General features: G+C 64.7%; 24 protein-coding genes. 12 read left to right on the plus strand and 12 right to left on the minus strand.

Annotation, left to right across the window (positions count from 1 at the left end):
- Positions 1-73 precede the first annotated feature (73 nt).
- The 7 genes from AC1DXS_RS08730 to AC1DXS_RS08760 all read right to left on the minus strand — a co-directional run bounded on the left by AC1DXS_RS08730 (position 74) and on the right by AC1DXS_RS08760 (position 3,941).
- Positions 74-592, minus strand: a complete 519-nt coding sequence (locus AC1DXS_RS08730; protein ID WP_477737118.1) for an MOSC domain-containing protein — start codon at positions 590-592, stop codon at positions 74-76.
- On the minus strand, positions 582-1,073 hold the full coding sequence (locus AC1DXS_RS08735) for a rod shape-determining protein (RefSeq protein ID WP_477737119.1): 492 nt from the start codon (positions 1,071-1,073) through the stop codon (positions 582-584). The genes AC1DXS_RS08730 and AC1DXS_RS08735 overlap by 11 nt, the downstream gene beginning before the upstream one ends.
- Before the next feature lie 32 nt (positions 1,074-1,105).
- A complete protein-coding gene (locus tag AC1DXS_RS08740; protein ID WP_477737120.1) occupies positions 1,106-1,618 on the minus strand; it encodes a hypothetical protein in 513 nt (170 codons plus the stop codon).
- A gap of 12 nt (positions 1,619-1,630) precedes the next feature.
- A complete protein-coding gene (locus tag AC1DXS_RS08745) occupies positions 1,631-1,981 on the minus strand; it encodes a GlpM family protein (RefSeq protein WP_477737121.1) in 351 nt (116 codons plus the stop codon).
- 69 nt (positions 1,982-2,050) lie between these two features.
- Positions 2,051-2,548 (minus strand): GNAT family N-acetyltransferase, encoded by a 498-nt coding sequence (locus tag AC1DXS_RS08750; RefSeq protein WP_477737122.1) that lies wholly within the window; start codon positions 2,546-2,548, stop codon positions 2,051-2,053.
- Positions 2,549-2,578: 30 nt separating this feature from the next.
- Positions 2,579-3,334 (minus strand): DUF1223 domain-containing protein, encoded by a 756-nt coding sequence (locus AC1DXS_RS08755; RefSeq protein WP_477737123.1) that lies wholly within the window; start codon positions 3,332-3,334, stop codon positions 2,579-2,581.
- 88 nt (positions 3,335-3,422) lie between these two features.
- Positions 3,423-3,941 carry a hypothetical protein gene (locus AC1DXS_RS08760; RefSeq protein WP_477737124.1) on the minus strand — a complete coding sequence of 173 codons (519 nt, stop codon included), beginning with the start codon at positions 3,939-3,941 and terminating at the stop codon, positions 3,423-3,425.
- A 184-nt stretch (positions 3,942-4,125) separates the two neighbouring features.
- Here AC1DXS_RS08760 and AC1DXS_RS08765 point away from each other — a divergent pair, with 184 nt between their 5' ends.
- Positions 4,126-6,498 (plus strand): Tex family protein, encoded by a 2,373-nt coding sequence (locus tag AC1DXS_RS08765; protein ID WP_477737125.1) that lies wholly within the window; start codon positions 4,126-4,128, stop codon positions 6,496-6,498.
- An 83-nt stretch (positions 6,499-6,581) separates the two neighbouring features.
- Positions 6,582-7,667 (plus strand): patatin-like phospholipase family protein, encoded by a 1,086-nt coding sequence (locus tag AC1DXS_RS08770; RefSeq protein ID WP_477737126.1) that lies wholly within the window; start codon positions 6,582-6,584, stop codon positions 7,665-7,667.
- 18 nt (positions 7,668-7,685) lie between these two features.
- Here the strand turns inward: AC1DXS_RS08770 and AC1DXS_RS08775 are convergent, their stop codons facing one another.
- Both AC1DXS_RS08775 and AC1DXS_RS08780 read right to left on the minus strand, forming a co-directional pair.
- A complete protein-coding gene (locus AC1DXS_RS08775) occupies positions 7,686-8,792 on the minus strand; it encodes a porin (RefSeq protein WP_477737127.1) in 1,107 nt (368 codons plus the stop codon).
- Between the two features lie 342 nt (positions 8,793-9,134).
- Entirely contained in the window at positions 9,135-10,271 is a 1,137-nt protein-coding gene (locus AC1DXS_RS08780) for an iron-containing alcohol dehydrogenase (protein WP_477737128.1), read from the minus strand.
- 157 nt (positions 10,272-10,428) lie between these two features.
- On the opposite strand from AC1DXS_RS08780, the gene AC1DXS_RS08785 reads away from it, so the two are divergent.
- Positions 10,429-11,382 carry an alpha/beta hydrolase gene (locus AC1DXS_RS08785; protein WP_477737129.1) on the plus strand — a complete coding sequence of 318 codons (954 nt, stop codon included), beginning with the start codon at positions 10,429-10,431 and terminating at the stop codon, positions 11,380-11,382.
- A gap of 16 nt (positions 11,383-11,398) precedes the next feature.
- Positions 11,399-12,256: a YbgC/FadM family acyl-CoA thioesterase gene (locus AC1DXS_RS08790; protein WP_477737130.1), complete on the plus strand. Its 858-nt coding sequence runs from the start codon at positions 11,399-11,401 to the stop codon at positions 12,254-12,256.
- Here the strand turns inward: AC1DXS_RS08790 and AC1DXS_RS08795 are convergent.
- Together AC1DXS_RS08795 and ygfZ are read right to left on the minus strand one after the other, a co-directional pair.
- Complete coding sequence (locus AC1DXS_RS08795; protein ID WP_477737131.1) at positions 12,243-13,061, minus strand: NRDE family protein; 819 nt, start codon at positions 13,059-13,061, stop codon at positions 12,243-12,245. The genes AC1DXS_RS08790 and AC1DXS_RS08795 overlap by 14 nt on opposite strands.
- 5 nt (positions 13,062-13,066) lie before the next feature.
- Complete coding sequence (ygfZ, locus tag AC1DXS_RS08800) at positions 13,067-13,993, minus strand: CAF17-like 4Fe-4S cluster assembly/insertion protein YgfZ (protein ID WP_477737132.1); 927 nt, start codon at positions 13,991-13,993, stop codon at positions 13,067-13,069.
- Between the two features lie 85 nt (positions 13,994-14,078).
- On the opposite strand from ygfZ, the gene mltG reads away from it, so the two are divergent.
- From mltG to AC1DXS_RS08835, 7 genes are all read left to right on the plus strand, one after another.
- Complete coding sequence (mltG, locus tag AC1DXS_RS08805; protein ID WP_477737133.1) at positions 14,079-15,086, plus strand: endolytic transglycosylase MltG; 1,008 nt, start codon at positions 14,079-14,081, stop codon at positions 15,084-15,086.
- Between the two features lie 2 nt (positions 15,087-15,088).
- On the plus strand, positions 15,089-15,781 hold the full coding sequence (gene tmk, locus AC1DXS_RS08810) for a dTMP kinase (RefSeq protein ID WP_477737134.1): 693 nt from the start codon (positions 15,089-15,091) through the stop codon (positions 15,779-15,781).
- Positions 15,778-16,884, plus strand: a complete 1,107-nt coding sequence (locus AC1DXS_RS08815; RefSeq protein ID WP_477737135.1) for a DNA polymerase III subunit delta' — start codon at positions 15,778-15,780, stop codon at positions 16,882-16,884. Before tmk ends, AC1DXS_RS08815 begins: the two co-directional genes overlap by 4 nt.
- A gap of 62 nt (positions 16,885-16,946) precedes the next feature.
- Positions 16,947-17,327 (plus strand): PilZ domain-containing protein, encoded by a 381-nt coding sequence (locus AC1DXS_RS08820; RefSeq protein WP_007874426.1) that lies wholly within the window; start codon positions 16,947-16,949, stop codon positions 17,325-17,327.
- Positions 17,328-17,435: 108 nt separating this feature from the next.
- Complete coding sequence (locus AC1DXS_RS08825; RefSeq protein ID WP_477737136.1) at positions 17,436-18,242, plus strand: TatD family hydrolase; 807 nt, start codon at positions 17,436-17,438, stop codon at positions 18,240-18,242.
- Positions 18,239-18,907, plus strand: coding sequence for an ankyrin repeat domain-containing protein (locus AC1DXS_RS08830; RefSeq protein ID WP_477737137.1), 669 nt, complete (start codon positions 18,239-18,241; stop codon positions 18,905-18,907). The genes AC1DXS_RS08825 and AC1DXS_RS08830 overlap by 4 nt, the downstream gene beginning before the upstream one ends.
- Positions 18,908-18,973: 66 nt before the next feature.
- Complete coding sequence (locus AC1DXS_RS08835) at positions 18,974-19,717, plus strand: methyltransferase domain-containing protein (protein ID WP_477737138.1); 744 nt, start codon at positions 18,974-18,976, stop codon at positions 19,715-19,717.
- 194 nt (positions 19,718-19,911) lie between these two features.
- On the opposite strand, the gene AC1DXS_RS08840 is transcribed toward AC1DXS_RS08835, so the two are convergent.
- Positions 19,912-20,529, minus strand: coding sequence for a LysE family translocator (locus AC1DXS_RS08840; protein WP_477737139.1), 618 nt, complete (start codon positions 20,527-20,529; stop codon positions 19,912-19,914).
- A 113-nt stretch (positions 20,530-20,642) separates the two neighbouring features.
- On the opposite strand from AC1DXS_RS08840, the gene AC1DXS_RS08845 reads away from it, so the two are divergent.
- Positions 20,643-21,193: GntR family transcriptional regulator (locus AC1DXS_RS08845; RefSeq protein ID WP_477737140.1), on the plus strand; the 551-nt coding region annotated here is incomplete at its 3' end.

Here is a 21,193-nt window from a genome sequence, read left to right on the forward strand (position 1 = left end):
GCAGGCCAGTATGACGCATGCCCAATACCCATACCGGCCCACGGTTTGGACCGGTCAGGTTAGGGTGGCGCGTTCAGGCCGGCTCGCAAATCACCGCATCGCCCACCCGCAGCGGGCCGCCCTGCAGCACGCGCGCCGTCAGCCCGCCATGGCCGCGCATCGCGTTGTAGCCGCCGGCGCCCAGCACTTCGTCCATGCGCGAGCAGGGTTCGCAGGGACCGGTGATCTCCAGCACCACTGAGCCTATGCGCAGCACCATGCGCTGGTCCTTGAACAGCGATCTGGCCGCCAGCAGATTCAGGCCGCCCACCACGAGGTTGCGGCGAAGGTCCGCGGCGTCCACCGTCTCCCGCCGGGCCAGGGAAGCCAGCACGGGCAGGTGTTCGGCCTGCACCAGGGTGACCTGGCGTTTGCCGTCCTGCGCGCCCAGTGCGCTGCGGTCGCCTTCAAGGCCTCGGCCCGCGATCGCCAGGGTGCTCTGCACGGCCAGCACCGGAACGCGCCGGGCGGGCCTGAGGAAAATCCGCTCCAGCCGGCCCGCATGCGGGAACTCCCGGGTCAGCGCGCGCAGGCCTCCCTGCTCAGGTTTCATCGAGTATCTGGCCAGTAGGTGGATAGCGACGCGACAGCACCTGTTCATCCGTCAAGTCCTGTCCTTGCCAGACGATGACTTCCGAGGCGCCGGCACCAAGTGCCATTTCGCGGAACGCCCGGATTTCCACCTGAGTGAAACCGCCGGCCGGGTCTCCCTGGGGGTGGAACACCATACGAGGCGCCGGCGCAAACAGCCCACTCTTGTGCAGCTTGCGTATCAAGGCTTTGACGACCGCCTGGCCCGCAGTGAAGTCGGACATCATGGAGCGCGGGTGGGCAAACGGGTTGACGACATGCGCTGATTTGCTTGACTTGTGCAGGGCTGCTTCGTCGCCTACGCCCAGGATTTTTTCCTTGGGTCCGCGCGAGATGGCGACTTCGGGCACTTCGGAGATGAACTCACCCGTCTTGACGTTGCGCACCGTCAAGCGAAAAGGCGAGAGGCGTATGTAGAGAGGCGGTTTGAGGATGTCGAACATGGTGCGAAAAGTTCAGTGGCATTGAAGCTTCATCACGACAGGGCGGCTTTGAGGGCCGCCAGCAACCTGGCGCCCGCCAGCTTGACCCGCGTCTTCAGGCGGCGTGCCACACGCCAGGCCCAGGAGGCCCTTGCCTGCGCGATGAGCTTGTCTTTCCAGGCCTTCCAGGGCGTGTAGAGCCGCGCGAACCAGGCCATGCGCATCAGCGCCGGGTGCGTCAGCTGGAACAGGCGCGCCGCCATCGCCGTTCCCGCGATCTTCGCAGCAAGAATCAAGCCCAACCCCATGGTGAGATGGCCCTGGCTGAAGAGGTACAGCGCCAGCAGCTTGATGGGGATCAGCGCAAGCACGGGCACGCCGAAGGCCAGCAGCGCGGCCCAGGGCGGCAGGCCGGTGATGAAACGCTCAAGCCGGCCCCACCAGGGCAGCCGACCCAGCGCTGCGAAGGCGGCGGCCAGCGGCTCCCAGCCCCATTCCTCGAACAGCAGGAACAGGGCCACGGGGGCCAGCAGCAGGCTTCGCAGGATTTTTTTGAGTTTGTTCACGCGGGCCTCAGTTCAGAAAGACGTGGGGTAAGCGCGGCTCCAGCCCAGCAGCAGGGCGCCCGCCGCCACGGCCCAGGCCAGGGTAGCGGCGGCGAGCGTCACCGTGAGCGAGGCGCGGATGCTGAGCCAGTACACCGCAAGCAGGTAAGTCGCATAAGGAATCAACGACCACAGGCCGAACAGCGCGGTGGCGCGCAAGTCGGCGGCGCTGCGTTCGCTGCCCACCATGTAGTGCGCGATCAGCGCGAAGGTGGGAAACAGCGGCACCAGGCCGGCGATGACAAAGTTGCGTGAGCGGGACAGCAGGGCGATCAGCAGCACGGCCACCGCGCCCAGCAGGCATTTGAGGAACAGGGAGATCATGCGAAAGAAAGGCGCGCGCGGCGGCTGGAAAGCATGCGGCAGAGTTTAGCGAAGGCCTGGGGCCGGGCTTCAGGCCTGCTTGCGCATGGCAAAAACCCGTGCGTCCGACAGGTCCGCCACCACGGCAAAACCCAGGCGCTCGTAAATGGCCAGTGCCGGGTCGTTGTCGCGGTAGACGCGCAGCGTGAAGGCGTTGGCGCCGACGGCGCGCGCGGCCTCGGCCATCAGCAGTTCGCACAGCGTGGTGCCCAGGCCCTGGCCACGTGCCGTGGGCGCGAGGACGATGCGGGCCAGGTGGGCCACGCCGGGATCGCGCACCCAGAACTGCCCGAAACCCAGGGCCGGTGCCGCCGGGCCGCGGCTCATCACAAAGCTGTTGGCGCCGGGTTCGGCCAGCAACTTCGAGAGCCGTGCCGGCCTGAACGGATACTTCAGCTTGGGTCCGGCCCAGCGCAGGCAGGTGTCGGCGTCCCGGACCCAGCCGCCCAGTGCCAGGTAATCGGCGGCCTCAGGCGCGCGCAGGCCGGGTGGCAGTGAATAGGGCGAGGGCGCGGGCCGGGGATCCATTCCGCCATTGTGCGGCAAGCCCCAATTTTCCTAAACCGGGCATTGCAGGCTCACGGCCTGCAGGGTCTTGCCGGTTTTGGGGTCGAACACCACGAGGTTGACCTGGCGCTCATGGCCGGGAGTAGCGGCGATGCTGCGAAAAGCCAGCTTTTGCGGCGCGGTGCCCTGGTTTGGGTATTCACCCGCCTGGGTGTACTGGCGCACCACAAAATCGTGCTTGAGGAAGGCGCCGGCGTTTTCGCCGGCCTGCACCTTGGAGTTGTGGCCGTGTTCGGTGACGGTCCAGTAGGCCGCCCACGAAGGCGACAGCTGCCGCTCGGCCACCGGTGTTACCAAAGCCTCAAACTGGTCGGTGCCCAGTTGTGTCAGCACGATGGCCGCGCGCGCCGGCTCCTTGCCGCCGGGCGGCCGGGGGCCCCAGGCGGGCAAGTCCTTGCCGTTGAGCACGGCCTGCGGGGTGTAGACGCTGCGCAGGCTGTTGCGCGCGGCCACCTCATGCTGGCGCCGGGTATAGGCCGGCGCGGCGAAGCGGTCGACCCAGCCGATGTAGTCCCAATAGCCGACATGAAAGGCCTGCACCACCATGCCGGAGCCCTTGAGCGTCGATACCCACCTGTCGGCCGGCGGGCACGAACTGCAGCCTTCGGAGGTGTAGAGCTCGATGACCGGCGTAACGGCCGGTCCCGACGTTGCTGTGCAGGCGTTTTGGGCTGCGAACGCGTTGCTCAGACAGAGAAGGGTGGCGAAAACAATCCCCGCGATGGCGGGGTATGAACGAGTTGGCATGGCGTCTCCAGAGGCGTTGGGCGCGGACGCCGCATCCGAATGGGTGCGGGGCCGCGACTGGCCTTTGGTCGCTGGATGCCGGTGTTTCTTACACCAGGGGCATGGTCATGTGGTCTTTTTGAAGGCTGCCCATGCCGTTGCGCCGTTCAAGGCGGTCTTCCAATTGGCCCATATAGGCTGCGATGCTGTTGTCGGTCTGCTCCAGCCGCGCCAGCAAGGCTTGCTGCTGCTGCGCAAAGCGTTCGGCCAGCACCGTGGCTGCGGCTGCCTCGCGGTGTTGCGCAGCCAGGGCCTGCACCTCCAGGTAGCTGCGCAGTTCGGTGAAGCGCGAAGCCTCGGCCTTGTCGGCCAGCTCACGCTGGGCGTTAAGTTCGCGGGAGTACTGCCGGGTCTCAAGCAGGTGAGTGCTTTGGATATAGAGCGTGCTGGCCAGGTAGGCCACGGTGGCGACCACCAGCAGCAACAGCATGAGCAGCCCCAGCGATACCTGCACAGTCGTAAAGCCCAGGCTCAGCATGCTGATGCGCGTGAACTCGTCAAGGTTAAGGGCCACAAAGCCCGCCAGCAGCAGGATGCCCACCACCAGCAATATCGTTCGAATTCGCATGTCCGTCTCCCTGGAATAAATGTAAGAAATTGCTTTTCAGTCTTGCCCATTATTTGGAGTCAAGAGGCGTTTTGCCTGTGGGACAATGCCGACCCTTGGCGTCAGTTTGTGGATTCGCGAATCCCTGCGTCCTGGCCCTTCATTCTTGTTTCGTCCTTTCCAGCTTTTCAGCCTTTTTTCCGACATGCAAAAAATCATCCGCCAGATCGCGGCAGAAATCAAAGTCCAGGAACAGCAAATCAAGGCAGCCGTGGAGCTGCTGGACGGCGGTGCCACCGTTCCCTTTATCGCGCGCTACCGCAAGGAGGCCACCGGTGGGCTGGACGACATCCAGCTGCGCGAACTTGAATACCGGCTGGGTTACCTGCGCGAGCTCGAAGAGCGCCGCGAGGCCGTGCTCAAAAGCATCGAAGAGCAGGGCAAGCTCACCCCCGAGCTGCGCGCGGCGATCGAGTTCGCCGCCACCAAGCAGGACCTGGAAGACCTGTACCTGCCCTTCAAGCCCAAGCGCCGCACCAAGGGCCAGATCGCGCGCGAGGCCGGCATAGAGCCGCTGGCGGACAAGCTGTTTGCCGACCCCTCGCTGGTGCCGGCCGACGAGGCCGCAGCCTTTGTGAAGGCCGAGAAAAACGAAAGCGGCGACGACTTCACCACCGTGCAGGCCGTGCTCGACGGCGTGCGCGACATCCTCTCCGAGCGCTGGGCCGAGGATGCGGGCCTGGTGCAGTCGCTGCGCAACTGGCTGTGGAGCGAAGGGCTGTTCAGCTCCAAACTCGTGGCCGGCAAGGACGAGAACCATGCCGATACCGCCAAATTTCGCGACTACTTCGATTACGACGAGCCGATTGGCCGCGTGCCCTCGCACCGCGCGCTGGCGGTGTTCCGCGGCCGCGCACTGGAAATCCTGGATGCCAAGCTGGTACTGCCCGAACAGGCCGAGCCCGGCAAGCCCAGCATCGCCGAAGGCAAGATCGCGCTGCACCTGGGCTGGAGCCACAAGGCGCGCCCGGCCGACGACCTGATCCGCAAGGCCGTGGCCTGGACCTGGCGCGTCAAGCTCAGCCTCTCGCTGGAGCGCGACCTCTTCACCCGCTTGCGCGAGGAGGCCGAAAAAGTCGCCATCAAGGTGTTCGCAGACAACCTGCGCGACCTGTTGCTGGCGGCGCCCGCCGGCCCGCGCGTGGTGATGGGCCTGGACCCGGGCATTCGCACCGGTGTGAAGGTCGCGGTGGTGGATGCCACCGGCAAGCTGGTGGAGACAGCCACGGTGTATCCGCACGAGCCGCGCAAGGACTGGGACGGCTCGCTGCACACCCTGGCCAAGCTTTGCGAAAAACATGGCGTGAACCTGATCGCCATCGGCAACGGCACGGCCAGCCGTGAAACCGACAAACTCGCCGCCGACCTGATCAAGGGCATGGCCAAGGTGGAGCAGGTCATTGAAAAAGTCGTGGTCAGCGAAGCCGGCGCCTCGGTCTACTCGGCCAGTGAATTCGCCAGCCAGGAAATGCCCGACGTGGACGTGAGCCTGCGCGGCGCGGCGAGCATCGCGCGACGCCTGCAAGATCCCCTGGCCGAGCTCGTCAAGATCGACCCCAAATCCATCGGTGTGGGCCAGTACCAGCACGACGTGAACCAGAGCGACCTGGCGCGCAGCCTGGACACCGTGGTCGAGGATTGCGTGAACAGCGTCGGCGTGGACCTGAACACCGCCAGCGTGCCCTTGCTGGCGCGCGTCTCGGGCCTGTCGCAAACCGTCGCCAAATCGGTGGTTCGCTGGCGTGATGCCAACGGCGCTTTCGCGTCCCGAGCCGACCTGCTCAAGGTGACCGGCCTGGGCGCCAAGACCTTTGAACAAAGCGCGGGCTTTTTGCGCCTGCGCAGCAGCAGCAACCCGCTGGACATGACCGGCGTGCACCCTGAAACCTACCCGGTGGTCGAAAAAATCATGGCCCACACCGGCAAGCCGGTGGCCGAGCTCATGGGCCGGGCCGAGATGCTCAAGACCTTGAAGCCCGAGCTGTTCGCGAATGAGCAGTTCGGCGTGATCACCGTCAAGGACATCATCACCGAACTCGAGAAACCCGGCCGCGATCCGCGCCCCGACTTCAAGGTGGCGCGCTTTAACGAAGGCGTGGAAGACATCAAGGACCTGAAGGAAGGCATGACGCTGGAAGGCACGGTCAGCAACGTCGCGGCCTTTGGCGCTTTTGTCGACATCGGCGTGCACCAGGACGGCCTGGTGCATGTGAGCCAGCTCGCCAACAAGTTCGTCAATGACGCGCGCGAAGTCGTCAAAACCGGCGACATCGTCAAAGTGCGGGTCACCGAGGTCGACGTGGCGCGCAAGCGCATTGGCCTGACCATGAAGCTGGACGCCGCGCCGGCGCGCCGGGACGGCCCGCGCGACAACCGCTTTGAAAGCGCGCGGCCCGCAGGGCAGGGCCGAGGCGGCAATTACGGTGGCAACTACGGCGGCGGACGCGGCGCGCCGCAACCGGCGGCGGCCACGGCCATGGAATCGGCCTTCAGCAAACTGGCGGCGCTCAAGAAGTGAGCGGGGAGCGCACGGCGGTCCCACAAAAGACAGCCGTGCCCCTTGCCCGATGCTTCAATACGCCAGCAGCCCAACCGACACCCATGAAAGCCCTTCGCATTTACGCCGGCCCGCAGGCGCGCCGGCACATCGAACAACACGGCCTTCGGCCCCAGGACATTGGCGTGGTGCCGGGCGCGGCCGGCGGGCCCAAGGGCTTGATCCTGGGCGCGCTGGACCGCTTTATCTTCGGCGACTGGCTCGCGAAAACCGATCATCCCGTTCATCTGGTGGGCGCGTCCATAGGCGCCTGGCGCATGGCCACGGCCTGCCTGAACGATCCGGCTGCGGGTTTTTCACGGCTGGAACACGACTACATCCACCAGCATTACGAACTGCAGCCCGGCCAGAAACGACCGACGGCGGACATGGTGAGCGAGCAGTTCGGCGACAGCCTGAAAGCGTTTTACGGCGGGCGTGTGCATGAGGTGCTGCAGCACCCGCGCTACAATCTGCATATCGTGACCTCACGCGGGCGGCACCTGCTGGGCCGCGAGCACAAAGTCGCCACCCCGCTGGGTTATCTGGGCGCTTTTCTCACCAACAGCCTGCACCGCAAGGCCATGGGCGCCTGGCTGGAGCGCGTGGTGTTTTCAACACCCGGTGTGAAACTGCCTTTCGCCACCAGCGACTACCGCACGCGCCAGGTGGACCTCAGTGAGGACAACTTCAAGCTTGCGCTGCAGGCCAGCTGCTCGATTCCCTTTGTGCTGCGCTCGGTGCACAACGTGCCCGGCGGGCCGCCCGGCGCCTACTGGGACGGGGGCATCACCGACTACCACCTGCATTTGAACTACGGCGCCAAAGACGCGGCCGGCGGCGCGGACCTGGTGCTCTACCCGCATTTCCAGAAATCGGTGGTGCCCGGCTGGCTCGATAAAGGCCTCAAGTGGCGCCACAAGGCCACGCACTTCCTGGACAACATGGTGCTGCTGGCGCCCGACCCCGAGTGGGTCAAGACCCTGCCGAACGCCAAGCTGCCCGACCGCACGGACTTTGTGCGCTACGGGCCCGATCTGCAGGCGAGAGTGAGGGCCTGGAGCGCGGCCACCGCGGCCAGCGCGCAGCTGGCCGAGGAATGGCAGGCCTGGCTGGCACGGCCGGACCTTGGGCAGTTGGGCGCGCTTTAAGCGCCCGGCAAAACCGCCTTAAAACACGTGCGCGATACCCGCGTACACCGATTTCGGGCTTTGGCCGACGGCTGAGAGCGCCAGGCCCGGCGAGCTGCCGCCGCCGCCGCTGATGGTGTAGCCGGCGGCCGCCTGGTTGCTGATCTTGGTGGCGCCGCCGTAAATCGTGGTGCGCTTGGACAGCGGATAGTCGTAGCGCACGCCGATGGCCTTGGAATCCGAGTTCGCCGTGGTCTTGTTTTTGAGCTGGCCGTAGGTGGCGATCAGCTTGCCGACACCCACGGGGGCCGAGGCGCCGATCTGGTAGGCGTCGAGCGCGGGCGCGCCGGCCATGTCGCCGCGGCGGCGCACAAAGATGGCTGAAGGCTTGATCACCCCGAAATCGTAGGACGCGGCCAAGGTTGTGTACTTGTCGGTGTTGCCAACCAGGTAAATGGTTTTTTCCGTCATGTAGCTGGCTTGCGCCGCCAGCGTGCTGCTGCTGTAGCCGGCCGCGACGTTGAGCACATTGCCGGTGGACTTGGGTTGGCCGCCCGCGCCGGTCGATTCGCCAAGCGCATAAAACAGATTGGCCTTGAAGCCGCTCCAGGTCGGCGTGGTGTACTGGATGGAGTTGTCGCGGCGCGTGGTGCCGTCGGAGAGCGAGCCGCCGTTGACGCCCACACCGGGGCCGGCGTAGTAGTTCAGCGCGCCCGACATGGTGAACCCGGTCGGGTCAAAAGCCGCCATGGTGCCGAAGTGCGGCGTGTACTGGCGACCGATGTTGACGGCGCCAAAGTCGCCGCTCAGGCCCACCGTCGCCAGGCGCTGGAACATATAAGAGCCGCCCGTCGGGACGGTGCTGGTAGGGATGGTGGCGGTGCCGGTGCTAGCGCCCGTGTCCAGCAAGATGCCGGCTTCCAGGATGAAGTTCGCCTTCAGGCCGCCACCCAGGTCTTCCGTGCCCCGAAAGCCGAAGCGCGAGCCCATGGCGCCGCCGCTGGAGATGCGCGTCACAGTACCGTTGCCCGCGGACGCGAGTTCAAGGTAGGAATCGAGCACGCCATACACCGTGACAGAGCTTTGGGCGTGGGCCGCGCAGCAGGCCGCCGACAGCACCGAAAGTGCGAACAATTGGGTTTTCATGATGTCTCCTGATGTTGTTGATATGGCGTGCTTAGCGACTGGCACCCCCGCCGGGGCCATACGCCCGCAACCGGCCCCCGGCCAATTGCTTGGAAATCGTTAACCACGGGCTAAGCGTAACGACATTTTGGTTATAAATAATAAGTAAATAGACTCTTGCCAAGCCGGCGATTTATGGTTATGAAAAGTAACCATATTCCAGCTTGAAGGTTTTCCGGTCCGCCGCAGGAACTGAGGATGGCGGATGGCGCGCACGAAGAAGTCACCGCTCAGCGACGACATGAGCGGGGGTGCGCTGGTAATGCGCCGATGCCCCCGGCGGGGCAGGGCTGTACTGGATGCTTAGAGCGAAGCCGCCAGCATTTCTTCGTATTCGCCTGCGCTGGCAATGCGCGGATTCGTCTTGTGGCAATGGTCGGCCAGCGCGCCGGTGATGATCTGGCCAAACTGCCCGCGCTCAACGCCCATGGCTGCCAGCCCGGTGGGCAGGCCCAGGCGGGCGTTCATGTCGCGAATGGCTTCGGCGATATCGCCGCCTGAGGCAAGGCCCATGGCGCGCGCCATGCGGTCCAGGCGTTTGTCTTTTTGCACCGATTCAGCCTGGGCGTTAAAACGCACCACCGCCGGCAGGAACATCGCGTTCAGCGTGCCGTGGTGCAGGCGAGGGTCCACGCCGCCCAGGCTGTGGCTTAAGGAATGCACACAGCCCAGGCCTTTCTGGAAAGCCATGGCGCCCTGCATCGAGGCGCTCATCAGGTTGAAGCGTGCTTCGCGGTCGCTGCCGTCGCGCGTGGCGCGCTCGATGTGGGCCCACCCGCGCTCCAGGCCGTCCAGCGCAATGCCGTCGGCAGGCGGGTTGAAGGCGGCCGACATATAGGTTTCCATGCAGTGCGCGATCGCGTCCATGCCGGTGGCGGCCGTCAGTTTGGCGGGCAGGCCCAGCGTGAGTTCGGGGTCGCAGATGGCGGTTTTGGGCACCAGGTGCCAGGAGTGAAAGCCCAGCTTGCGGTGGTCGTCCACGATGAGGATGGCGCCGCGTGCGACTTCGCTGCCGGTGCCGCTGGTGGTGGGCACGGCGATCAGCGGCGCCGCACGGTCGGTGATTTTGGGCGAGCCGCCTTCGATGGTGGCGTAGGTGGTCAGCGGGCCTTCATGCGTGGCGGCAATCGCCACGCCCTTGGCGCAGTCGATGGCCGAGCCGCCTCCCACGGCGATCAGGCCGTCGCAGCCGCTGGCTTTATAGAGTTCGGCGGCGGCGCGCACGGCGGCCTCGGTCGGATTGGACGGCGTCTGGTCGAACACCGTGACTTTCATGCCGGGCAGGGCGTCCAGCGCCTTTTGCAAAATGCCCGCCGCCTTGACGCCGGGGTCGGTCACGATGAGCGGGTGCGTGATGCCCACGCGCTCGCATTCCTGCTTGAGCAGTTTCACGGCGCCGAACTCGAACTGGATCTGGGTGACGTAGTAAATGAAGGCCATGCGGGCTGTCTTTCTGCGTTGTACGATGTGGGGCGATGCGGATCCTTGTACTGACTTTAATGGCTTTCAAGGCGTTCCGCCCAGATCTCCCGCGCGCCAGCCTTGATTCCCGTCACCTCGGCGATAGCACCCACGTTTTGATCCCCGCCCCTCACTGATGCCGCCGAATCCACAAACCCTGCTAACCCCCGCCATGCGCGACGTGCTGAGCCGCATCGCACGCGCCAATCGCCCGCCGTTCCATACCCTGACACCGGACCAGGCTCGCGCTGCCTACGCGGCCGGCGCCGGCGTGCTGGAAATTCCCAAACCAACGCTGGGCCGGGTGGAGGATTTGCAAATCCCCGCGCGCGACGGCGAATTGCTGGGTGCACGACTGTATGCACCTTCGGATCAGGCGCTGCCAGTGCTGCTGTTTTTCCATGGTGGCGGCTTCACGGTAGGCAGCGTTGCCACGCACGACATCCTGTGCCGCCAGCTGAGCCTGCTGGCCGGCATCGCGGTGGTGTCGCTGGACTACCGCCTGGCGCCCGCGCACAAATTTCCGACGGCGGCCAACGATGCCTGGGACGCGTTGCAATGGCTGGCTGCCACGGGTGCATCCCTGGGCCTGGACGCCTCGCGCATCGCCGTGGGCGGCGACAGCGCCGGCGGCACGCTGGCAGCCATGTGCGCGGTGCTGGCGCGCGACGCCGGCCTGCCGCTGGCGCTGCAATTGCTGATCTACCCAGGCTGCGCTGCCCACCAGGACACAAGCTCACACAAGACTTTTGCCGACGGCTTTGTGCTGAGTGAAGCCGACATCACGTGGTTCTTCAGCCAGTATGTGCGCAGCCCCGCGGACCGCGACGACTGGCGTTTCGCGCCGCTCAATGCGCCCGACGTGGACGGCGTGGCACCGGCCTGGGTGGGCCTGGCCGAGTGCGATCCGCTGGTCGATGAGGGCGTGATGTACGCCGACAAGCTGCGCGCGGCCGGCGTGGCGGTGGACCTGGAGATTTACCGCGGCGTCACCCATGAGTTCATCAAGATGGGCCGCATCATTCCCGAAGCCAGGCGCGCCCATGCCGATGCGGCGGCGGCGTTGCGCGGCGCCTTTGGATTGGACTGACAAGGAGACGACAGGGATGAAACGACAGGACTTCCGCTTTTTCCACCGCCTGCGCGTGCGCTGGGCCGAGGTGGACATGCAAAAAATCGTGTTCAACGCGCACTACCTGATGTACTTCGACACGGCCATCACCGACTACTGGCGCGCGCTGGCCTTGCCTTATGAAGAGGCCATGGTGCATTTGGACGGCGACCTTTACGTCAAAAAGGCGACGGTGGAATACCACGGCTCGGCGCGCTTTGATGAACAGATTGATGTGGCGCTCAAATGCGCGCGCATCGGCAATTCATCGATGAGCTTTACGGGCGCCATCTTTCGTGGCGATGCGCTGCTGATCAGCTGCGAGCTGGTCTATGTGTTTGCCGACCCGGCCTCGCAGACCTCCAGGCCCGTGCCCGAGGCCTTGCGCCGCGTGTTGATGGGCTATGAAACCGGCGAGGCCATGCTGCACATCAAAACCGGCGACTGGGCCGCGCTGGGCGCCGACGCCGGCAAGGTGCGCACGGCGGTCTTTGTGCAGGAGCAGGGCATCCCCATGGACATGGAATGGGACGAGGCCGACAGCATGGCCCTGCATGCCGTCGCCTACAACGGCCTGGGGCAGGGCATCGCGACCGGGCGGCTGGTGCGCCAGGCCGAGGGCGTGGGCAAGATAGGCCGCATGGCGGTGCACCATGCGCTGCGCGGCTCACGCGTGGGTAGCGACATCCTGCGGGCACTGATGGATGCGGCGCGCGAACGCGGCGACAGGGAAGTGATGCTGTATGCCCAGCGCAGCGCCGAGGGCTTTTACCAGCGGCTGGGCTTCAAGCCACGCGGCGAGCCTTTTGAGGAAGTCGGCATTCCGCACATAGAGATGGTCAAGGCGCCTTGATCTTCAATTGCTCGCGGTGTACCGCGGCGGCGGCCAGGCCTTCGCGGCCATGGGTACGCTCTTCCAGTTCAACATCCCAGTCCCTGCCGGAGGCCGTCGCCAGCAGCACGGTGCTGCAGCGCGTGCCGTAGGCCCGCTCCGGCACTTCGACAAAGGCGCTGGAGAGGGCTTCTTCCAGATCAGGCGGCACGCCGGTGTGCGGAAGATTCGCAGGCAGGGCGCGCTGCCGGTTGCCCAGCGCGGTCCATAGCCTTTGCAGGCCCTCAGTGCCGTCGCCGCTTTGCAAGGCGGCCGCCAGCACGCGCTTGAGTTCCAGGGTTTTGGGCCAGGGCGTGTCCAGCCCGGCATTGGACAGGCCGTAAAGGCCGGGCGCCAAAGCCTGGGCATGCAGGGCCGGCGCCCCCTCATATTTGTTGGTGATCCAGGTCCAGGCCTTTTGCCGCAAGTCGCCCAGTACCAGGTTAAAGCCGCCAAAGGCAGCGCCCTGGTCTTCCAGCGCGGCCACAAAGCTTGCCGCATCGCCCGTACTTTCGAGCCAGCGCGTGACCAGTTCACCGCGTGAACGCGGCGCGGCCTCGGGCTGAGCCTGGCGCACATTGGTCAGAAAGGCAATACGTCCGCCGGGCGTGATGCCCATCCAGGTGCCGCCGGCGCGCAGGTCGCGGCCCGAGATGACTTCCTGCCCGGACGCGGTGTTCCAGCGGGCAAGAGGCAGGGTGGGCCGCTCCAGGAATTCATCGCGGTTGGCCGCGATCACCAGCGGCCAGCGTGCGGATGCGCCGACGGCAAATGCAACCAGGCACATAAAGGCTAGATGTCTTCGAGCAGCGCGTAGGGCAGGGGAAGCAGGGTCAGGGCTTCACCCGAAGCGCTTCCCAAGGTGAGGCGGCCGTCCGCCGCGTCAGCCGCGGCGGAGGTCTGCATGGACACAATGGCGTCGAAACCGCCGGCCGGGTTGGGGGCGGCAGCGGCGACCAGGCCGCAGGGCTGGCCGGCATCGGATGCGTGGAACACCTCCTGGCCGACCGCAGGCGTTCCGGCGATGTGGGCGACATAAGCACGCCGCTTGAGCGTGCCGCGGAACTGGCTGCGCGCCACGATTTCCTGGCCGGGGTAGCAGCCTTTCTTGAAATTCACGCCGCCCACGGATTCATAGTTCAGCATTTGCGGCACAAAGGCCTCGAAGATGGGCTGGGTGATCATGGCAATGCCGGAGCGCACGCCCAGCCATTGCCAGTCGGCCAGGCTGATGTGAGGGCCTTGGGGCGCGGGCGAGCCGGCCGGTATGCAGCACAGCGCGCGCGCCTGGCCTGCGCCGGGATGCAGGAACACCAGGCTGGCGTCGCCAATTTCGGCTTTTTCCCACAAAGCGCCGGCGCGTCCCGCAACCTGCGCGACAGCGCTGCCGGCGATGCCGTAAAGGGCAAATTCCGCGCTGGCATCGCTCAATTTGGCCTTGGCGCGCAGCACAAACATGGACAGGCGTTTGAGCGTGGCCGGCAGGATGTCGCGGCTGCAGACCAGCAGCAGGTCCGCGCCATGCTTGAAGACCACAAAGCTGGCCTGCATGCGGCCCTTGGCATTGCAGTAGGCCGCCAGCCGGGCTTCGTTGCTGCCCATCAAGGCCACGTCCTGCGTAAGCTGGCCCTGCAAAAAAGTGACGGCGTCGTCGCCCGTCACGCGGATCACGCCCAGGTGCGTCAGTTCGGCAATACCGGAGATCGAGGGAAGGGTCATGGGGTGTTGTCGCTCAGTGAGGGAGATGGGCTGAATTATCATAGGCCTCGGCTTTTGCGTTCTGTACAGAAAAGGTAGCTGGGTTGTGCGTCGTGTCTTTACAAGTCTGTTGATCCTGGTATTTGTCGGCGCCTTGCTGTTCTTTGGCGCGGGCTTGTGGTGGCTGCAACAGCCGATTCCGCTGCGCCTGGCCCCCGGCAGCCAGGTGGTGGATCTGGAAATCGAGCCCGGTACCCCCGCCAGCGGCGTGGCCGATGTCATCGTCGCCAGCGGCGCCGATGTGCCGGCGGTATTGCTTCATGCCTGGTTCCGTTTTTCCGGCCAGGCCCGGCTCATCAAGGCCGGCAGCTATGAACTGGTGCCAGGCACCAATCCGCAAAAGCTGCTGAGCATGCTGGTGCGAGGCGATCAAGCCCTGAAAAGCATCACGCTGGTCGAGGGATGGAACTTCAACCAGGTGCGTGCGGCGTTGCAAAAAGCCGAGCAGCTTTCGCCGGCCACGCTGAACCTGACGCCCGAAGCCATCATGGAAAAGCTGGGCAAACCCGGCGTGCACCCCGAAGGCCGCTTCTTCCCCGACACCTACACCTACGCCAAAGGCTCTACCGACCTGGCCGTGCTCAAGCGCGCGGCGCGCGCCATGGACAAGCGCCTGGAGGCCGCCTGGTCCCTGCGCAATCCCGACACGCCGCTTAAAACCCCCGACGAAGCGCTGATCCTGGCCAGCATTGTCGAAAAAGAAACCGGCAAGCCTTCGGACCGCGCGCAGATTGGCGGCGTTTTCACCAATCGGCTGCGCATGGGCATGCTGCTGCAGACCGACCCGACCGTGATCTACGGCCTGGGCAGCAAGTTTGACGGCAACCTGCGCAAACGCGACCTGCTCACCGACACGCCCTACAACACCTACACCCGCGCCGGCCTGCCGCCCACGCCGATTGCCATGCCCGGCCGGGCCGCATTGCTGGCAGCCGTCCAGCCGGCACCGACCAAGGCCATCTATTTTGTGGCGCGCGGCGACGGCAGCAGCCATTTCAGCAGCAGCCTGGACGAACACAATCGCGCGGTGAACAAATACATCCGGGGCCAGTGACCATGAGCACCAGACCTCTCAGCGGCCTCTTTATCAGCTTCGAGGGCATAGACGGCGCCGGAAAATCCACGCACATCGCCGGCCTGGCCGAAGCTTTCAAAGCGGAGGGCAGGGCGGTGACGCTGACGCGCGAACCCGGCGGCACGCCACTGGCTGAAAAACTGCGCGTCATGGTGCTCAACGACGCCATGGATCCGCTGACCGAGGCGCTGCTGATCTTCGCGGCGCGGCGCGACCACATCGTGAACGTGATCGCCCCGGCACTGCTGCGCGGCGAGGTGGTACTGTGCGACCGTTTCACCGACGCCACTTTTGCCTACCAGGGCGCGGGCCGCGGCTTTGACCTGAAGCTGCTGGCCACGCTGGAGCAATGGGTGCAGTCCGACGAAGGCTTGCTGGGCGACCCGGCCGGCAACACACCCATGAAGCCCGAGGTCGAAACCGTGATCGAGCCGCATTTGACGGTCTGGTTCGATCTGGCGCCCGAGGAGGCCGCCTTGCGCCTGGCCGGCGCGCGTGTGCCCGACAAGTTTGAAGCTCAGCCCGTGGAGTTTTTCCGCCGCGTGGCGCAGGGCTATGCCGACCGGCAAAAAAACCACCCCGAGCGTTTTGCCCGCATAGACGCCGCCAAATCCCGCGACGAGGTCTGGCAGGCGGTGCGCCAGGTCTTTATGGACAAGGGCTGGCTGCCATGAGCGACACAGAAACCGTGGACGGCCCAGCTGTCTCGAACAACCCGCCGCTGGCGCCCTGGCTGCAAACCCAGCTTGAAAGCCTGCTGGTACAGCGCGGCCACGCCTGGCTGCTCAGCGGGCCGTCCGGCCTGGGCCAGTTCGAGCTGGCGCTGGCGCTGGCCCGCGCCTGGCTTTGCGAAGAGCCCACGTCGCAAGGCGCCTGCGGCCGTTGCGGCAGCTGCCATGCGGTCGACGTGCACACCCACGCCGACCTCTGCATGCTGATGCCCGAGACCCTGTCGCTGGCGCTTGGCTGGCCGCTGGACGAAAAAACCCAGGACGAACTCGACAGCAAAAAACGCAAGCCCAGCAAGGAGATCAAGGTCGACGCGGCGCGCGAAGCCGTGTCCTTCACCCAGTTCACGCGCTCGCGCGGCACGACCAMGGTGGTGCTGGTGTTCCCGGCCGAGCGCATGAACAACGTGACGGCCAACACCCTGCTCAAGACGCTCGAAGAGCCGCCGGGCGCCGTCAAGTTCATCCTGGCCACCGACGCGGCCCACCAATTGCTGCCCACCATACGCAGCCGCTGCCTGGGCCACACCATGGTCTGGCCCGACTTTGAGCTGGCGCTGGGCTGGCTGCAGCAAGAAATCAGTAATGCAGGCCAGGGCGCCACCACCGGCAAAAAAGCCGCGCCCGTGCCCAAACCGGCCGAGCTGCAAACCCTGCTGGTCGCCTCGGGCGGGCGCCCGGCCGATGCGCTGGCCTGGGCCCAGGACGCGCCGCCCGGCGAATCTGCCCAGCATTGGCAGGCCTTGCCCAAAGCCATGGCACGCGGCGACGTGAGCGCCCTGTCGGACTGGGCGCCGGCGCAGGCGGTCGACGCCCTGCAAAAGCTTTGCCACGACGTGCTGGCCGTGCGTATGGGCGCCGCGCCGCGGTTTTTCAGCGCCGCCGACCTGTCCGCCGCGGCCGGCAAGGCGGGCGCCGGGCTGTATGCGCTGGCCAGCTGGTCGCGCGAGCTCGCAGCCATCGCCCGCACCGTCGAGCATCCCTACAACCCCGGCCTGATGCTGGAATCGCTGGTCAGCCGTGCCCGGCTCGCGCTCAATGCCAAATAAAGCCCGCCATTCATCCCGCAATTTTGCGGACACCGCCGCCTTCAAACCGATAAACTAGCGCCATGAGCACAACGCCCCCCGCCAGTTCCCCCGCAGCCGCCGGCGCCCGGCCCAGTGTCGTCCAGCTGGCCATCAAGGAAAAAGCGGCTTTGTACGCCGCCTACATCCCGCTGTTCAAGGAAGGCGGCGTCTTCATTCCCACGGCACGCGACTACAAGCTCGGCGACGACGTCTACGTGCTGCTGACACTGCCCGAAGACACGCAGCGCTACCCGGTGGCTGGCAAGGTGGCCTGGGTCACGCCCGGCAGGGCCGCCGGCAACCGCACCCAGGGCGTGGGCGTGCGCTTTCCGTCCGACGAAAAATCCCGCCTGCTCAAGATCAAGATCGAGGAAATCCTCGGTGCGCACCTGGCCTCCGACCGGCCCACGCAGACGATTTAAACCCTCCGGCGGCTCTGCTGGCCGCCTTCCGGTTTCCATGCCTTTCGCTCCGCTCCCTCTATCTATGTATGTAGTGGGACGGTGCTACCCATCCAGAGTCCTCGCGGAATGTTCACCGACTCCCACTGCCATCTAAGCTTTCCCGAACTTCAGGCCCAGCTGCCGCAGATCCGCCAGGCCATGCAGGAGGCCCAGGTCGACCGGGCGCTGTGCATTTGCACCACTCTGGAGGAGTTCGAGACCGTCCACAGCCTGGCCACCGGCTATGAGAATTTTTGGGCCACCGTGGGTGTGCACCCCGACAACGAGGACGTGCGCGAACCCAGCCTGGACGACCTGCTGCAGCGTGCCGCTCTGCCCAAGGTGGTCGGCATTGGTGAAACCGGGCTGGACTACTACCGCCTGGGCGAGCGCACCGTGGCCGACATGGAATGGCAGCGCGAGCGTTTCCGGGTGCACATACGCGCGGCGCGCCAGACCGCCAAGCCGCTGGTCATCCACACCCGCAGCGCTTCAGACGACACGATTGCCATCCTCAAGGAGGAGGGCGGCAGCATCGGAAGTGGAGGGCGGGCCGCCGCCACCGGTGTTTTCCATTGCTTCACCGAAACGCTGGCCGTAGCCCGTGCGGCACTGGACCTGGGTTTTTACATCTCGTTTTCCGGCATCCTGACCTTCAAGAACGCGGCCGACCTGCGCGAAGTGGCGCAATTCGTCCCGCTGGACCGCATGCTGATAGAGACCGACAGCCCCTACCTGGCGCCCATGCCGTACCGCGGCAAAACCAACAATCCGTCTTACGTTCCCTTCGTGGCTAAGCAGATCGCTGAGCTGACCCAACTACCGCTGGAGGCCATTGCTGAAGCCACGAGTCGCAACTTCGAGAAACTTTTCACCGGGGTAAAATCCTCATGAAGCACTTCATCCATTACTTTAAGAAAGTCATTTTTCTTATTGTTATTACTGGATTTTCTTCGGTACAGGCCGGCTCGTACGAGGACTTCTTCCAGGCCATCAGGCAAGATCAACCCGCGGTGATCCAGAACCTGCTGCAGCGCGGATTCGACCCCGACACCCGGGACCCGAACGGCCAGACCGGCTTGTTCATCGCCCTGCGTGAACCATCCCTCAAAGCTGCCGAGGCGCTGGTCGACTGGCCAAAAACAAACGTCAACATCCTCAATGCCAAGGATGAAAGCGCCTTGATGCTCGCCGCGCTCAAAGGCCACCAGGTATTGGCAGAAAAGCTCATCAAAAAGGGCGCCGACGTCAACAAAACCGGCTGGACGCCGCTGCATTACGCCGCCAGCAACGGCCACGTGGCCATCATCAGCCTGTTGCTGGAAAACAGCGCCTACATAGACGCCGAATCACCCAACGGTACAACGCCGCTCATGATGGCCGCCATGTACGGCACGCCGGCAGCCGTCAAGCTGCTGCTCGACGAAGGCGCCGACCCCCAACTGAAGAATCAGCAAGGGCTGACGGCCCTGCAATTTGCCGAGCGCGCCAATCGGCCGGACTCAACGGAGTTGATAGCCGCAGCGATCCGGGGCAAGCGGCCGGCCGGGCAATGGTGACCAGGAAGGTGCGGACTTTCCTTGTGAAGCCGGCCATTAGACTGTGGGAAGCCAAGGCGCCGTTTCATGCGCCCTCAACAACAGAACGAGGCTCCCGAAGGCGGGCTTGAAAGGAAAAATATGCACGATACAGCCATGGAGTACGGCGGAGCTTTCTTCCACACCTATTTGAAAAATCCGGTAAACCTGACCATTGTGGATATTGGTTCACAGGATGTGAACGGCAGCCTGAGATCGGTGGCACCGCCCAATAACAAATACATCGGCGTTGATTTTGCAGACGCCAAAGGCGTGGATGTTGTCATCACAGACCCTTATGCACTGCCTTTTGAGGATGAGTCTGTGGATGTGGTGGTAAGTTCATCCTGCTTTGAGCATTCGGAATTCTTCTGGCTATTGTTTAACGAGGCTTTGAGAATTCTCAAACCCACAGGCCTGCTTTTCATCAATGCACCGTCTAACGGGGCGTTTCATCGATTTCCCGTGGATTGCTGGCGGTTTTATCCTGACAGCGGAGTCGCTCTGCAGAATTGGGGAAAAAGAAGTGGCTATCACTGCGCATTGCTGGAGTCCTTCATAGGCCCCCAAAAACAGGATATCTGGAACGATTTCATCGCGGTATTCGTAAAGGATGAGCGCCATGAATCGAAGTACCCAAATCGCATTCAGGGTAATTTGGGGCCTTTTACAAACGGCCGCCTATACAACTCAGAACAGGTCCATCGCTTTAGCCAGCCCTCCGAGGATCAGGAGGCCCATGAAAAACTAAACGCCATACTTCACTCAATCAATGAGATTTTGCAGAAGTAGATCCCAACGCCGTGTGGCTACGGCTTTGTTCCTTGGTTCTTGCCAGATGGTCAGCATCCTGGCGTACAGCTAGCTCTTTTACGAGCCGATATGTTCCACGATGTATATTATGTTAAGTGCTATTTGGATCGAACGAAGCACCCAAGCAAGCCAGTTCCTCGTAGACGCCAAGCCCTCCTACCCGCCCTCACAGTTCACAGCATCAGCTTGACACCGAACGCCGCCATCAACGCCGCACAAGCCCGGTCTATCGGCCGGCGCAGCGTCATATAGCCCTCGATCACGCGCGGCGTCGAGAACAGGCAGGCGGCCAGGCCGTACCAGAGCAGCGCATCAAAGAGCACCAGCCCGACCGCCGCAGTGCGAAGCGGCCAGCCGGCGTCGGCCGGCACCAGCAGCACAAAGATGCTTCCGAAGTACGCCAGCGACTTCGGGTTCAGCAGGCCGGTGGCAAGGCCGCGCAGCAGCGCCTTGCGGGCCGGCTGCGCCTCGCGTCCGGAAATGGCCACCGTGGGCTTGGGCCCCGCGTGCGAGCGCCACAAGCGAACGGCGATATACAAAAGATAGGCAGCGCCGGCGACCCGGATCGCGGTCTGTAGCGAAGGCATCAGCTCGAAAACCGCCGTCAGGCCGGTCACTGCGATCAACGCCCACATCGCGCCCGCAGTGGCCAGGCCCACGGCGATCAGCAAGGCGCCGCGCCGGTCGCGCTCGGCGGCCGCATGCACGACAAGGAGAATGTTCGGGCCGGGGCTGACGATGGCAAGGCTGTCGATCAGGAACAGCGAGAGCAGGACGAGTGCGGTATCCATCTGGGCATCACCTCTTTTTCATGTTTTGTTTCATGTTCCGGCCCTCAGGATGGCATGCCGTCTGGTACCTTTGAAGCTCCACAATTTGCCAATCCATAAGGGCCAGAACAAGGATGGAATTTCACATCGACATGCCTGCAGCCGGCTCGCGGGACCGCTTCGCCGCCCTGCACCGCCAGATCCGGGCGGCGATCATCGACGGCCGCCTGGCTGTAGGCGTGCGGCTGCCGACCACGCGCGACCTCGCGGACCGGCTGGGTGTCTCGCGCAACACCGTCTTGGCCGCCTACGACCACCTGGCGGCCGAAGGTTATCTGCTGTCCCGCCAACGCGCGGGCACCTTTGTCGCGGCGACGATGCCACCGCGCGGCCCCGCGACGCAGCCATCACCCGCCCCTGTCCCATCGCGGGCCGAACTGCCTGAGGCATGGCGGCACGTGGCGCCGTGGACCGGCGAAGCCATGCCGCCCGGGCCGCGGTTTGATTTCCGGGTGGGCTTGCCGGACCACTCGCAGTTTCCCTGGGATACCTGGCGCCGCCTGTGCGCCCGCGCCCAACAGGACTTCGCGCGCGCGCCCAGGGCTTACACCGACCCCGCCGGCGACCCCCTGTTACGTGAAGCCATTGCAGGCCACGTGTCCTCGTCGCGCGCGGTGGCCTGCAG

Source organism: Polaromonas sp. P3_B1, assembly GCF_056402935.1.